A 14,628-nucleotide genomic window follows, 5' to 3' on the forward strand; every position below is an offset into this window, starting at 1 on the left:
GCAGCTACGCCGACTTCCTTGACCACAGTTTCCGGATTCCGTGCAGGCCCATCAGAAGCAGTGGAAAGAGAAGTCCTATTACAAGCGTATAAGGGACCCACACTTTGGCGTCCCAAGACTGCCTATAAGCCACATTGGGATAAATAAAGACCGCCATGGTAATCATGATCCACCCGGCAGGCAGCACGAGGGCGTGACTATTTTTAATCCCGAAGATTTGGGAAAGGCCGGCGACGATCACATACAGGTAGAGGGAAAGCCGGAAAAACAGCGAGATAAACCACATAATGGCCATGACCGCCTCGATCCGCTGCAGAAAATTGCCGATGTTGATTTTTTGGGCAAGTAAATAGCTGGGGTACATGCTTTTTGCCGTAATATTGGGGCCAAGTACCAGGATGGTTAGCGCAACAATAATGACCAGCACGATACTGCCGATCAGGGTTCCAATGTACACGGCTTTATGGGCCTGCTTCGGATGGTTTACGGAAGCCGGGTAAATCATCAGGAGTATAATATGCGGAAAAAACACCACGCTGGCAAAAGAAAGGGCGGCCGAAAACAGCGGAGCGACCCCGAACTCCAATACGGGAAGCGCATTTTCCACCTTTTCCTCGGATAGCAGCAGCAGGGCCATGGCCGTAAACAGAAACAAAACCCAGGGAAACATCAACTCGGTGGAACGGGTCAGGACTTCGAGGCCGAGTCGGGCACCCAGGGCAACGATCACGCCAAAAAGAATGATGATCGCCTCGATTGGGGTCTCGGGCATCATTTGGATCGTCACAAAGGTTCCGACTTCTTGAAGAACCGTGGCGGGCCCGCACAGAAAAAAAGTGACCAGGAAAAGAAGGCCTACGGCTTTTCCGACCCATTTGCCCAGCAGGACTTCACAGATTTGCATCAGGTTCTTTTCGGGGTACATTCTGGCCAGCAGCACATGTACCGCGAGCACGATGAAGCCGAAGAGAACACCAATCAACGCGGCGATCCAGGCGTCTTGTTTGGCGATGGAGGCCATACCCGAAGGGACGAGCAAAATGCCGCTGCCGATTGTATACATCGCCGTCAAAATCATAAGCTGGCGCAAAGATATTTTATACTCCGGCATAGGTAGGTTCCTTTCATAAATTAGATTAGACCCAAGGCCGTAAGAAAGCGGCTGAGCGGTCTGAGTGCCATCGTGATGTAAGCCAAAGGTGTCGGAAGGTCGGTGAACAGGGTCTGAGCTACCGAAATTCCGACGCCAAGGAGGAGCAGAACGGAGAAACCCCAAGCGGTGCTCCGTTCCTTCTCCCGGATCAGCCGGGGAAGCTCCATCCAGGAGATCAGGGCAGCGACGACCAGAATTATTAATATTTGTATCAATCGTCTCGCCTCATTCTTCGATGTCATTGATGAACGTATTGTTGGTTGTTCCCGTTCTGCGGATATGGTAATCCACCTTGATCCTGACGGGCAGGTCCGGAAAGTAACGTTCATTCCAATCCTGTTTGACCCGTTTCCAGAAACCGGGATTCGAACGGCGGATGGCTTCGCCGAAACCGAAGACATCGACTTTATACTCTTTCTGTACTTTTGCAATGACCGATTTCATCAACTGCTCCGCCTTATTTTCAATTTTGGTTTCCAGTTCTTCGATGGACTTCGTCTGCGTCAGATCCAGTCCTTTGCACTCTACGGCCCCCACATTTCCCTCGACGTACGCCTTGATCTCAATTTCCGGGTTGGAGTCGATGACCTTTCCTGTAACTTTCGTATCGCTTCGGACGGTCTCCAGGGTTACTTTTCCTTTATCGCCGCAGGAGACAGAAGCGACGGAACTTCTTACTCCGCCTGTGACATAGCGGTACCCTCTGCTCTCTCTCTCGTTTAGCCAACCGACCAGCTTGTCTGTTTTAAAAACGGCGAGTCCGACAAATCGGAGATTTCCGGGGGTCTTGATCGTATTCACGTTCTCCGGGGTTTCCCCGATTTCACGGTCTCCGGTGATTTCCAAGCCGGTTAATATGGGATGCTTCCCCTCACTGCTCAGGTCGTTAATCAACTGATCCAGCGTCACTGTGATGCTGGGTGACCACACCTGCTCGGAGGTTTGCAGCGAACTGAACAATTTGTTGGCCGGTATGGACTCCAGGGGCGTCATGATTTTCAGGGCCTCCTCGGCGGTGGCGCCTTTGGTGGTCACGAGATAGAAATCGGTTCGAAACTCATGATCTCTCAGCAAAAAATCGAGAATCTTGGCGACGCCATCTTTGGCCATCGACTCGCCGATCAGGAACATGCGCAGGTGCGAAAAGTAAATTTTTCGCGGGCTCACTTGAGTCATCCTCCGGGCCGCTTCAAAAATCGTGTCGCCTTCGGTCGTAAATAAGGTGGCTGGTGCCTGGGAGCCGCCCGCTTTTTTGGAAGCGACCTGACCGGGGACGACGACCTGGACGGATAACCGGTAACGGTCCTCCACACGGTCAACCCCGGCGGCCACCGCGATCCCGAGTTCATTCAGTTCTCTGCGGTTCCAACAGCCGCTCAACAACAGGGCGATGAGCAGAGAGAGCAAAAGTAAAACCCCGATCCGTTTCATGTCGCATTCACCCGCTTTCCCGTGATGGCTTCAATTTTCATTTCGCGATTTCTTCGGAGGATTGCCCGGCCTGCGCGTTGTGTTGGTTTTGCTAATCAGCCTGGGACGGGTAGCAAGCAACCAGTGCGGAAATCGCAGGATCGCATCCTTTTGGTCCACGGGAATTAACGGGGCAAAAGGAGTCGTATAAGGAACTCCGAAAGAGCGCAGGCTGCATAAATGGAGGATCAAGGCCATGATACCGACAAAAATGCCGAACAGGCCGAAGGACCCGGCGAGCGCCATCAGCGGGAAGCGCAGCATGCGGAAGGCGATCGACATATTGAAAGCAGGAACCACAAAGCTGGATATGGCTGTAATCGCCACGACGATGACCATGGCCGCGGATATAATCCCCGCCTCTACGGCCGCTTGGCCGATGACCAGGGTGCCGACGATCGAAATCGCGGAGCCGATATTTTTAGGCAGCCGAACCCCGGCTTCCCGCAGAATCTCAAAGGTCAGCTCCATCAGCAAGGCTTCCACGAAAGCCGGAAACGGGATTTGTTCGCGCTGCGCGGCCAACCCGAACAAAAGCTGGGTCGGAAGCATTTCCTGGTGGAAAGTCGTGATCGCGATATATAGGGAGGGCCCCAGCAGCGATATAAAGATGCTCAGATAGCGTAGAATGCGTAAAAAGCTGCTGATGTCCCACCGTTGGTAGTAATCCTCGGAAGCGTGGAGGAAGGACATCAGGAGGGCCGGAACGATCAAAACGAACGGGGTTCCGTCCACCAGAATGGCAATCTTCCCCTCCAGCAGTTCAGCGGCAATGACATCGGGACGCTCGCTGTTGTAAATGGTAGGGAACGGCGTGAATGTGGTGTCCTGGATAAACTCTTCGATATAACCGCTTTCCAGGACGCTGTCCACATCGATCCGTTTCAGACGATCGCGAACTTCCTGGACGATCTCCGAATTGGCAATACCGTTGATGTACATCATGCCGACATCGGTTTGCGTCACCCGCCCGATCTGCATTGTTTCCAGCCATAGATTAGGGTCCTTGATTTTTCTGCGAATCATCGATGTATTGGTGCGCAGGGACTCGGAAAAAGCTTCCCGGGGGCCGCGAACGACATTCTCCGCCGAGGTTTCCGTAACGCCGCGGTCCTTCCATCCCTTTGTGCCGGCAATAAGGCCTTGCACGGAGCCATTTATCAAAACGACGGTATCGCCGGACAACAAGGCGTGGAACAGAGTTTTATAGTCGTTTACCGTCTTGATTTCTTGATTGTAAAGGGAAATTTCCTCCAAAAGGCGGTTTCCGTCGCTAACGATAGGGCTTTCCTGATTCTGTTGCCCGGCGGCTTTGGCCATATGAGCCACGGTTTTCATGACCGACTCGTAGATGATGTTCTGATCGGCCAGTCCGTCCGTATAAAGAAGCGCTATGCTGGTTTCCCCCGACTCGCCAAACGGGATTTCCCGGATACCGATATCAGTGCTGTTTCCGAGCGTCTGCCTGATTTTTTGCAAATTGGCCTGAAGGTCGGAAAGCAGCATATCCTCCGATGTAGGGGATGAATTACTCGGACTTTTCCCGTGACTGCCGGATTTCCCGGCCTTGCTGGTTTTTCTGCGAAGCGGCATAGGGATCTTCTTCCTCTCGAGATTGCTAGCCCCATTATTTCCGAAGCATCCGCCGCCTAAACTCGGCAGGGAATTTTAAAAACAAGCAATAGGGGGGAGGGCGCTACAGCCGGTATTTTTGAGACAAGTTGTTCGCGTGATACAATGAAACCGACACCCAAGTTCATAAAAAATCAAGCGGGAGGGATTGGTTATGAAATATCGCAGATTGGGAAAAACGGAGTTTGACGTATCGGTTATTGGCATCGGGACCTGGCAGTTTGGCGGCGAGTGGGGTCTGCAGTTTACGCAGGAGGAGGTTGACGCCATCCTGGACAAAGGCCAGGAATTGGGCATCAATCTGATCGATACGGCGGAGTGTTACGGCGATCATTTGTCCGAATCGTTTATAGGCGACTACATAAGTCGCCGCAAACGGGAGGACTGGATCGTCGCGACCAAGTTTGGCCATCATTTTCATGAACGATTCACCCGCACGGACAAGTTTGGGGCCAAGGACGTGCTGGAGCAGTTGGACGGCTCATTGAAAGCGCTGAAGACGGATTATATCGACCTGTACCAATTCCACTCGGGTCCGGACGAGGCGTTCGATAATGACGAATTGTGGACGTTGTTGGACAAGCAGGTCCAGGCCGGAAAGATCCGCCACCTCGGCACATCGATCGGCAGCAACGACAACCTCCACCAGACCGAAGCTTCGACCAAGGTGAATTCGAAAGTGATTCAGGTTGTGTACAACCGGCTGGATCGTGCGCCGGAGCAACGGGTGTTCCCGTCCTGCGAGCGGCAGGACTTGGGGGTATTGGCCCGGGTTCCGCTGGCCAGCGGCTACCTCAGCGGCAAATACAAACCCGGGGCCGTGTTTGACAACACGGATGTGCGGCACCGCCACGATCCGGAGAGCACCCGGCAGAAGCTCGAGGAGGTGGAGCGGATCGCGCGGGAAGAGGTGCCGGAGGGCGTGGACATGGCCCAGTGGGCACTAGCCTGGTGCCTTCGCCACCCTGCGGTCAGCGCGGTTATCCCCGGCTGCAAGAATCCGGCGCAAGTGGCAGCGAATGCGAGCGCCGCCGCGCTTGTGGTCGATGGGCGATAACGTTAAGCGGCAAACGCTGAACGATGCGTTGAATGATGCTGATGCCAGGCACACCTCTGTGCCGGGAATTCAGCCGGGTGTTGGCCAAGCCAAGTACCCGGTTTACGGGAATTCCTCCCGGTAATTCGGCCCATATGGCGGTCAGCCCGTAATTAGATGGAAAACCTCCAGCTATTCTCCGGCAAAAGTGGCAAATTGCCCTTTGAGGTGAGATTTAGCTGGAGGAATTCCAGTTAAAGGTACCCTTTGGCAACAAACAGGCCAAATTAACGGGAGAAACTCCAGTTATGTATGGCACTGTCCGCGTTGTCAGTCGCCGTCTTTTTCTATATCGGGAGTAGGGATTCTCGCCGAACTCTAACGGAAGCAGTAGCCGCTATTTTGTATAAAAGCGCCCTCTCCGAGTTTTAAAGGAAATGAGAGCGCCTATTTTCTGCATTTTCTGCGCAAACAGCCGATTTTCAGCCAAATAGGTGCTAAGATTTCCGTTAGTGTTTGATAACCTGCACACTTTGAAGAAATAGCGGCTATTTCGTCCGACAAGACGCCCAACTGTGGGGGCAACGGCCTGAGTCCAACCGGGATGAGGCAGGCCAATCTCACCTGTACGCGATTTGTGTTGAATAAATCAGGCCTTGTCGAACAATAACGGTATTTCCCGGGTAATTCAGCAAATAAGATGAAGGGATGACAAGAGTCCAATTTAATATTTAATTTTTACGTTATTTTTGTTGGCTTTTGTAAATGTTGGAATCATATTCTCCAATTGAATTATTATATAGGTTGAACTAAAGATACGTCGCCAACATCCACCATTGTAGATATAAAACGCCTCCGTTAGAGCTTACACACTTAACCGCTATACTTAACGGGAAAACCTCCCGTTATTATACCGCTCTCAGCCCTTGGATCCGATTTAGCCGGAAAAGCTCCATCTATTTCGCGATTCAATTGTTGATATACGCAATTTCAGACGAATTAGCGGGAGGTTTTCCAGCTAATGTCCCTCCGCTGCCGCATAGGCACCCACCTCACACCGCTGTCTTTTATGCAAATCAATAGTTCAGCCTATATAGCTGTGATTTTATGGATGCTAGGCTCTTAAGGCACGCGGAATTGCTTGGGTAGGTGATTAGATTTTTAAGTTCCACAACCACGCTACGCGCAGAAAAGGAAGACTACATCAGGAGAGAAGGGGAACCCTTCATCAATTTTCCGGGATTTCAGGAGTGAATGCTGGAACATTAAGCGGGCATTCTAAATGGAAAACCGGCCCATACCCATCGGACAACTGGAACTTTTAGGGTCAGGATGATGCTGGGCTTGTTTCATTTTTATAAGTGTTTTGGTATTTATTTCACATTTGCAGTACGTCTCATTATGCTATAAATGGCAACATCTTCTAATATGTTCATAGGGTGAGAGGCTATGAATAATAAGGAGAGAATGAAAGTGCGAATTGAACAAGAGAGACAGAAACTAAACCAGTTGGCGGACCGTTACGGACTGCGTCACAAGGCCGTGCTCAATCAATCCGTACTGCTGGATAAATTGATTAATAAGTATAACAAGGTGAAATATGAAGATATGCAGAGAAGGCAGCCGACTGCATGATTCGGTTTCGTAGGGATCGGTTGAGCTGCGTTAATAGCGGATGACAAAGAGCTGTGTCCGATGCAGGGACGCAGCTCTTTGTGTGGTGCATCCATTAATTGATCTTTGATTAAGGTTTTGTTTACCGGAATGAAGTGACGAAGCCTTGCAGCAATGTTCTTACGTCGTATTGGTATTGGTTGATCGGCTCAATGGGCTTATCCAGGCCGAGCAGCGTGTAAACCGCAATACGGGCTGCCCGAACGGAATATTCCTCGGTGAACACCACATCGTCCGGAATTTCGCAGAATTGGCTGATAAAGGCCAAGTTCGTGGAGCCGTCCGGAACGACTTTGGGCCGGTCGCCTATCGCCCGAGGCATGAATTGGGCCGTAATGAACGGCATCATGCAAGGAATGCAGTTCGCGGAAGCCAGAATGGCATCCATATCCTTTTCGAAATGAAGATGATGCAGCAGCTCGGTCAGAATTTCTTCCCCCGTACAATCGCTCATCTTCTTTTTTACATAATCCCCGACCCGATCCGGGAACAAGCCATACCCCCAGAAGACCTTCACATGCTCCGGCTGATTGCGGAAGTGCGGCTGATGCGCGAGCACGATGGACATGAACCAGCTCGAATCCTTGAACGTGACGAGCGCTCCCGTACCGGCTTTATTGCGCGAGAACGCCTCCATCAGATCGAAGAAGCGGGAGTCCTGACAGGTCACCGTGAACGATTCCCACTTGGAGCCTTCGATATGATCGGCGAAAGGAGAAGGATTCCCCAATCCCGGTTTTTTGGCCGCAATGCGCTCCCACAGTTTCCAGGAGCTTCCCTTCCCCAGCAGCTCAGGGGCCGATGTCATGGAGCCCAAGCTTGAGCTTTCCGTCATGGAGCCATTGGTGACGATCACCAGATCCCCCTCACCCAGCTCCAACACCTGCTCCGTTCCGTTCTTGGAATAGTGAATGCCGGTTACGGTAATACCATCCCCTTCTTTAAAATCCAAATCCGTTACCGTACATTTCAGCGTGAAATCCACGCCATGCTCCTCCAAATACTTGTGCAGCGGAAGAATAATCGAGTCGTATTGGTTGTATGGCGTACGCGTGACACCTTCCAACGTATGGATTCGAGGATATTCATGCATAAACCGGATCATATATCTTTTCAGCTCGACGGTGCTGTGCCAAGGCTGGAAAGCGAAGGTGGTCGCCCACATGAACCAGAAGTTGGTTTCAAAAAAATGCGGGCCGAACCAGTCGTTAATTCGGGCTGTGCCTAACTTGTCTTCAGGCGTTATAATCAGCTTGGCCATGGCCATCCGGTCGGCCATGTCGAAGCCCATGGAAGTCACGTCCTCGACCTGCCCCTCCTTGTTGACCAGCCGCGCATTGGAATGAGTCGGATGGGCTGTATCAAAAGCTATGATTTCCTCCCGTATGGACAGACCGGGCTGATCCAGGGAAGGGATGGTGCTTAACAAATCCCATAAATTTTCGTAGGTTTCATCGTTCAGCATCCGGCCGCCGCGGATTACGTAGCCTTGCAGTTCGTTCCCTGCGCCATCGTTGCTTCCGCCGAGGATTTTCATTTCTTCCAGCACGTGAATTTGTTCACCTGAGAAGCCGCAATCCCGTACCAGAAAAGCTGCTCCCGCCAATGACGCTATACCGCCGCCGACAAAATACACCTGTTTGCCGTTCTTTTCCTCTGCCATATCTGTCGCCTCCACAAAAAGGGATTGTTCTTGTAGGAACAATTTTAATGTAGTACGCCTCCCCAAACTTGAGAATCAACAAAGGAACGCATGTGTTTAATTTTTGGACACTCACGCGGGATTGTCTAGAGAAAACGACGCCATCGGCCTTGGACTGACAGGAGCGCAAATTTTAACGGTGGCTATTTTCGTAACGCTGAAGGGCCCGCTCGAAGTTTCCTTCCATTAGTCGCGTCAGCCGTTCGATGATCAACTCCGGTTCTGTCACCATACCTTCCCCCATCCACTGGATCACCAGGCCCGTAAATGCCAGCGTATAAAAATTAGCCATGAACTTTTTGTCCTCGTCACTTACCTGCTTGTTGCGGGAGACCTCCTGAACGACGCCCATGATCAGCCGATTGGTTACGGCGAACAAATAGGTGTCGAGATGATCGCGTGCCAAGGAATGGAGGGTGTTCAGGCAGAAGCTCCGATTCGTTTCGATGTACTTGAATATTTTGAGCAGTCCTTGCGGCCAGGTATCGTAGCTGCGGTAAGCCGCAATGGTATCGACGGCCTCGGTTTGATAGATCCACCCCAGCAGCTCATAGATATCCTGAAAATGATAGTAAAAGGTTTGGCGGTTCAGACCGCAGTTCTCTACCAGATGCTTAACGGTAATTTTGCTCAAGGGAGTCGTATTCATTTGGTTCTTTAGAGCAGCGGCCAACGCTTTTTTGGTGAGCTGGGAATTCGACATCGACATCACCTGTATCTGTAAAATTTTACAGCAATCACACACCTTTCATTATACGCCCCTCTTCGCCATTCTCAAAAAACGGCCGTTGGTTCCCTCTCATCGTGTATAATGGTAGGAGTTTGAGAGATGGGGTGGGGCAAGCGTGCCGCATAAAATTTTGCTGATAGAAGACGATGCTTCGATTATAGATATGCTGGCCGGTTATTTAACCAAAGAGGGCTACGTCATCCGGTCCGCGAGCAATGGAGAAGACGGGCTGACTTTGTTTCGGAACGAGAGCTTTGATTTGATCGTGGTGGATCTGATGATGCCGAAGCTGGATGGGATGGAGGTTATAAAAATTGTGCGCGAAACCAGTGCCGTTCCGATTCTGATCATGTCCGCCAAAGACAATGATGTCGACAAGGCCATCGGCCTCGGCTTCGGCGCGGACGATTACATCGCCAAGCCTTTTTCGTTGATCGAAATCACGGCGCGGATCAAGGCGGCGATCCGCCGGGCGACCTTGTATGCCCGGCGCGAGTCCGGGGAGAAGCCGGAGACGGTCGTCGTCTCGAACGGTTTAACCGTGGACTTGGAAAATTACCTGGTCCGCAGGAACGGGGAGGAGATTAAGCTGACGGCCAAGGAGGCCGAAATCCTCGGTCTTTTCCTGCGGAATCCGAACCGCGTGTTCACAAAGGCGCAAATCTACGGGTTCATCTGGAACGATGATTACCTGGGCGATGACAACGTCATCAATGTCCACATCCGCCGGCTGCGGGAAAAAATCGAACAGGACCCTTCCGACCCGAAATATTTGCAAACCCTTTGGGGAATCGGCTATAAATGGACGGTTGCGGAATGATTTACGGCGTGCTGATCGGCGTAATTTTAATATTGGCGGGATGGGTATACAGGCTGCATGCTGCCAACCGAAGAAGATCCCAGCAGCTTGGGCATATCCACAGCAAACTGGATCGGATTCTGGCCGATGATTCGGGTACCAAGCTGCTGCTCTTTACCGAAGACCCCGAGCTTCGGCTGCTTCTCACGGATATCAACCGGGTGCTGGAGCTGAACCAGCGAATTTTAGCCGAGCGGGCGGAGACCGAGCAGTCGATCCGAAGAATGTTGTCCAATATCTCCCATGATTTGAAAACCCCGCTTACGGTCGTTCTCGGCTATTTGGAGGCCATGGAACTGGATCCCGGCATGCCTGAGGCCGAGAGAATGGAGCTGATGCGCAAGGTTCACCGCAAGGCCAATGAAGTGCTTGAGATGATCCGGCAATTTTTTGATCTGGCGAAGCTGGAGGCGGGAGATCAGCCCGTGCCGCTGACCCGGGTGCAGATGAATGAGGTTTGCCGGCGGAATATGCTCGCTTTTTACGAGGTGCTGACGGGAAAAGGTTTTGAGGTCAATCTCTCGATCCCCGAGGAGCCGATTTATGCTTACGCCAACGAAAACGCGCTGGACCGGATTCTGGACAACTTGATTTCGAACGCGATCCGGTACGGGGGCGACGGAAACGTGATCGGTTTGACTTTAAGGGTGGAAGAGAATCAGGTCTGCATCGACGTATGGGACCGCGGGAAGGGAATCGGTGAAATTCACCAGAGCCGGGTGTTCGAGCGGATGTATACGCTGGAGGATTCCCGGAACAAGGCTTATCAGGGCAGCGGCCTCGGGTTAACGATTACGAAGCGGCTCGCCCAGCAAATGGGAGGGGACGTCCGGCTCTATAGCCGGCCCTCCGAGAAGACGATTTTTACCGTAGGCCTGAGGCCGTTTCGCTATTGAACCGTAGGTTCAGCCTATAGACACGCAGGGTATGACTGCATCTATAGGCTTTTTTTGCCGATGCAAGTCAACTTAAGAAACAAGTAAGATTTGATTAATAATCAGGACCGAAAGAGGCTTTACTATAAAAGTATAGTGAAAAACAGATCACGAGGAAGGCAAGACCTAAAGGAGAGATACGATGAGCTTTATTCTGAGAACGGTTCAGTTGACGAAGGTGTTTCAGGGCAGGGAAGTTGTGTCCGAGGTAAGCATGAACGTGAAGAAGGGTGAAATTTACGGATTTTTGGGGCCGAACGGAGCGGGCAAAACGACCGTCATGAAAATGCTCACCAACCTGGTGAAGCCGACGGGCGGGGAAATTGAAATTTTCGGGGAGAAGCTGACGGCGAAATCGTACCAGATGCTTGGCCGTATGGGAACGATTATTGAATATCCCATATTTTACGACAAGTTGAAGGCTAGGGAGAACCTCGAGCTGCACTGCGAATATATGGGCTACTACAACAAAACAGCGATCTATGAAGCGCTGGAGCTGGTCAACCTGCGAAATATCGACCACAAGCCGGTAAAAGATTTCTCCCTCGGCATGAAGCAGAGGCTGGGGATTGCCCGGGCGATCCTAACGAAGCCGGAGCTCCTCATCCTGGACGAACCGATTAACGGGCTCGATCCGGTCGGAATCAAGGAAATCCGCGATTTGTTCAAGCTGCTCTCCAAGGAATACGGCATGACACTGCTGGTGTCCAGTCACATTTTGGGCGAGATGGAGCAGATGGTCGACACGATTGGCGTCATCAACCATGGCCGATTGATCGAGGAAGTCGCGATGGATCGCGTCCGTGAGCGGAATACGGATTATATTGAGCTCAAAGTCGGCGACAGCAAAAAAGCGGCGTTTATTTTGACGAATCATCTGAATGTGTCCAATCTGAAGGTGGTCGATGAGGTTACCGTACGCGTCTATGACCCGAAGGTCCAGCAAAACGAGCTGACCAAAACGCTGGTGCTGCATGATGTGGTCATCGAGTCCATCCACAAGAAGAGCAGCTCGCTGGAGGATTATTTCTTGGGTCTTTTGAATGGAGGGAATCTGAGTGCTTAATTTGATCAAGCTGGAATTACGGAAATTTAAAATCGCAGGGAATATCCTGGGCGGGTTTATCGCGTCATTTTTGATCATGGCTTTTGTCATCGCCGTGAATTATGACGCCCACGAGAAAGCGTTTGCCAGTTACAAAGATGTATTGGGGATCATCGACGCTACTACTTCAATAACGTTTATCGTTTTTGCTTCCGTGCTTTTGTCGAAGTTCATTATCGACGAGTACAAAACCCGGTCCATCACCGTGCTCTTCATGTACCCGCTGCAGCGTAAAAAGCTGCTCACGGCCAAACTCATTATCGTGGTCCTGTTTACATTTCTGTTTGGCATCATCGGCCGCGTGATTGTCTTTTCGGGATTCTATATTTATAATAGCTTCGCTCATTTTATCCCGGGGGAATTGCCGACTTCACTCCTGGTCGAACATGGTGTCAGGTTTCTGGTAAACTCGGCGATGTACAGCTGTATCGCCCTCATCCCGCTTTATTTCGGGATGAGAAAGTACTCGGTGCCTACGACGATCGTTTCCTCCATCCTCGTCGCGGCGGTTTTGAATGCCAACAACGGGACGGAATTTACACTGAGCAGCATCGTTGTAATCCCCGCGGCCATTGCGGCGGTTGGTCTGGTTGTTGCGTACCTGGCGATCCGGAACGCGGATACGAAGGATGTAGTTTAAAAAAGAGAAGGCCCCTGGCTGCTCGACAGCTGGGGGCCTTTGACGTTTGACGAGGGCACTGCGGCGTCCGTTGGTGGCTTTGTTGACCTCCGATGTAAGAAGTATAACGGGAATTTCTCCCGTTATTTGTGGGAGATCGGGGGCGTGGAATGAATTAGCTGGAAAAACTCCCGCTAATTTACGGCGGGAAGACGAGTTTAGGCGGCGAGACTCGAATTAGCGGGAGAAATTCCAGCTAAATGGAGGTGAAGGGAGCAAAACTGGTGAATTATCGGGAGGAACTCCCGTTAATTGATCAGCCCTTCCTCCATTTTGTGCGCGGCTTTGTTGGCCATGTACACCTGCAGGCGCGTCAAATCCCGCGCGAGTTCCTGCTGGGTAAGGGTGAATCCGTATTTGTAAAAATCATAATGCGAAACGAGTCCGTTGTTAAAGCGGGCTTCCATGTGGGTATAATCCTGGTTCGCCTCGGCCAGGTCCTTCTCGGCGGTCCGATAAGCCCGGTAGGCGGTATCGGCGTCGCTGTAGGTTTTGCTGATTTTTTTGCTGAGCTCGACGCGGGTTTGCTCCGCCTGCTGCTCCGAAATTCGCGTCATCGTGTTCAGGTAATCCTCCTGATGATCGTTGGCGGCATCGGTGCCGTACTCTTCATTCTTCGCCTGGACGATGGCGTTCCACTGTTTTTTCATATCATAGGAATTCTCCAATAACGCCTCGGTATCCTTACGGGTGACGGGTTGAGGGGTATATTCGATATCCTCCAGCGCAATCTCCGGGTCGTAGACAATCCCCAGATCGAAGCACATTTGAATCAGGGCAAGCTGGTAGTTTGCCCTCAAGGACTCCAACTGCTCTTCCTGGTCGCTGATGGCCCGCTGCGCGTTCATGACGGTTTCCGAGCTGGCCAGTCCTTCTTCCTGCAACACGGAGGCCTTATGCTCATCGCGCTTGAGCAGCTCAAGATATTGCTCCGCCAGCTCGATTTGCTTGTCCAGGGACAGGAGCTGGACATATTGGGAGGTGATTTGCAGCTCCGCTCCGTCCTTGGCCATCTCCAGATCGAGAAGGGTGTTGGATTGCTCCGTATTCAACTTCTCCAAGCCTTGCTCCAGCTGTTCGCGTTGGCTCTGGAGCTGTTTGTTCAGGGCGGAAGCGATGCCGCCTACCCCGTTCATGACTTGGTTGACCACGGTGTTGGTTTCGATCACGGGCCCCAGCCATAATGGCGGTTCAGTTGGCATTTGGTCCGGCGGGAAGTACTTTTTCATGATTTCGTCCGGGTTAGTCGGCAATGAATAGCTCCCCGAGCCCGTATCCATCTTCGCCTTATCCAGCTCTTTCTTCTGGTCTTTTAAATTGCTCTCATTTTGCTTTAACGCGGTCAGCTTCATGTTCAACAGCGACAAATTATAAGAATTGTCGATAGCACGCTTGATGATCGTATCGAGATCCCAATGCTTGATCGAGACCAGGTTCCCCGAATCGACAAATGACGTTTTCAGCTTCTCTCCCGTCTCCGCGTGGTGACCCGTTTGGGTCGTATCGCCGTCGGCGGCCATCGCGGAAACGGGGCCGGCGGTCAGCAGAGCAAGCGACAGGACCAGTGCGGCAGCTTCCTTTTTCATCAAAAATTCCCTCCCCATACTTCTTTCATTTTCCCATGCTAACACATCGATATTCCGAAAATCAATG

At 51.6% G+C, this 14,628-nt stretch carries 13 protein-coding genes; 6 read left to right on the plus strand and 7 right to left on the minus strand.

Translation table 11 applies throughout. From position 1 onward, the window contains the following. Positions 1-4: 4 nt before the first annotated feature. From V4U84_RS18450 to V4U84_RS18465, 4 genes are read right to left on the minus strand one after another with little or no spacing between them, the layout of a single operon-like run. The gene (locus V4U84_RS18450) at positions 5-1,111 is read right to left on the minus strand and encodes a GerAB/ArcD/ProY family transporter (protein WP_334077670.1); all 1,107 of its coding nucleotides are present in this window, start codon (positions 1,109-1,111) and stop codon (positions 5-7) included. 20 nt (positions 1,112-1,131) lie between these two features. Next, the gene (locus V4U84_RS18455) at positions 1,132-1,368 is read right to left on the minus strand and encodes a hypothetical protein (protein WP_334077671.1); all 237 of its coding nucleotides are present in this window, start codon (positions 1,366-1,368) and stop codon (positions 1,132-1,134) included. 10 nt (positions 1,369-1,378) lie between these two features. Continuing rightward, a complete protein-coding gene (locus tag V4U84_RS18460; protein WP_334077672.1) occupies positions 1,379-2,584 on the minus strand; it encodes a Ger(x)C family spore germination protein in 1,206 nt (401 codons plus the stop codon). Positions 2,585-2,614: 30 nt separating this feature from the next. Continuing rightward, positions 2,615-4,216 carry a spore germination protein gene (locus V4U84_RS18465; RefSeq protein ID WP_334077673.1) on the minus strand — a complete coding sequence of 534 codons (1,602 nt, stop codon included), beginning with the start codon at positions 4,214-4,216 and terminating at the stop codon, positions 2,615-2,617. Between the two features lie 193 nt (positions 4,217-4,409). On the opposite strand from V4U84_RS18465, the gene V4U84_RS18470 reads away from it, so the two are divergent. Both V4U84_RS18470 and V4U84_RS18475 read left to right on the plus strand, forming a co-directional pair. Continuing rightward, a complete protein-coding gene (locus V4U84_RS18470) occupies positions 4,410-5,312 on the plus strand; it encodes an aldo/keto reductase (protein ID WP_334077674.1) in 903 nt (300 codons plus the stop codon). 1,452 nt (positions 5,313-6,764) lie between these two features. Next, positions 6,765-6,926, plus strand: coding sequence for an aspartyl-phosphate phosphatase Spo0E family protein (locus V4U84_RS18475; protein ID WP_416367268.1), 162 nt, complete (start codon positions 6,765-6,767; stop codon positions 6,924-6,926). Between the two features lie 121 nt (positions 6,927-7,047). Here V4U84_RS18475 and V4U84_RS18480 read toward each other — a convergent pair whose 3' ends face one another. Both V4U84_RS18480 and V4U84_RS18485 read right to left on the minus strand, forming a co-directional pair. Continuing rightward, positions 7,048-8,628, minus strand: coding sequence for an oleate hydratase (locus tag V4U84_RS18480; protein WP_334077675.1), 1,581 nt, complete (start codon positions 8,626-8,628; stop codon positions 7,048-7,050). Positions 8,629-8,800: 172 nt separating this feature from the next. Continuing rightward, on the minus strand, positions 8,801-9,370 hold the full coding sequence (locus V4U84_RS18485; protein ID WP_334074292.1) for a TetR-like C-terminal domain-containing protein: 570 nt from the start codon (positions 9,368-9,370) through the stop codon (positions 8,801-8,803). 142 nt (positions 9,371-9,512) lie between these two features. Here V4U84_RS18485 and V4U84_RS18490 point away from each other — a divergent pair, with 142 nt between their 5' ends. The 4 genes from V4U84_RS18490 (at position 9,513) to V4U84_RS18505 (ending at position 12,936) form a co-directional block, all read left to right on the plus strand. Continuing rightward, entirely contained in the window at positions 9,513-10,217 is a 705-nt protein-coding gene (locus V4U84_RS18490) for a response regulator transcription factor (RefSeq protein WP_334074293.1), read from the plus strand. Further along, positions 10,199-11,152, plus strand: a complete 954-nt coding sequence (locus V4U84_RS18495) for a sensor histidine kinase (protein WP_334077676.1) — start codon at positions 10,199-10,201, stop codon at positions 11,150-11,152. The genes V4U84_RS18490 and V4U84_RS18495 overlap by 19 nt, the downstream gene beginning before the upstream one ends. Positions 11,153-11,333: 181 nt before the next feature. Then, positions 11,334-12,257: an ABC transporter ATP-binding protein gene (locus V4U84_RS18500; protein WP_334074295.1), complete on the plus strand. Its 924-nt coding sequence runs from the start codon at positions 11,334-11,336 to the stop codon at positions 12,255-12,257. Then, a complete protein-coding gene (locus V4U84_RS18505) occupies positions 12,250-12,936 on the plus strand; it encodes an ABC transporter permease (protein WP_334077677.1) in 687 nt (228 codons plus the stop codon). The genes V4U84_RS18500 and V4U84_RS18505 overlap by 8 nt, the downstream gene beginning before the upstream one ends. A 287-nt stretch (positions 12,937-13,223) precedes the next feature. Here the strand turns inward: V4U84_RS18505 and V4U84_RS18510 are convergent, their stop codons facing one another. Further along, positions 13,224-14,561, minus strand: coding sequence for a TolC family protein (locus V4U84_RS18510; protein ID WP_334077678.1), 1,338 nt, complete (start codon positions 14,559-14,561; stop codon positions 13,224-13,226). Positions 14,562-14,628 lie beyond the last annotated feature (67 nt).

Source organism: Paenibacillus sanfengchensis (assembly GCF_036864765.1).
GTDB classification, from domain to species: domain Bacteria; phylum Bacillota; class Bacilli; order Paenibacillales; family Paenibacillaceae; genus Fontibacillus; species Fontibacillus sanfengchensis.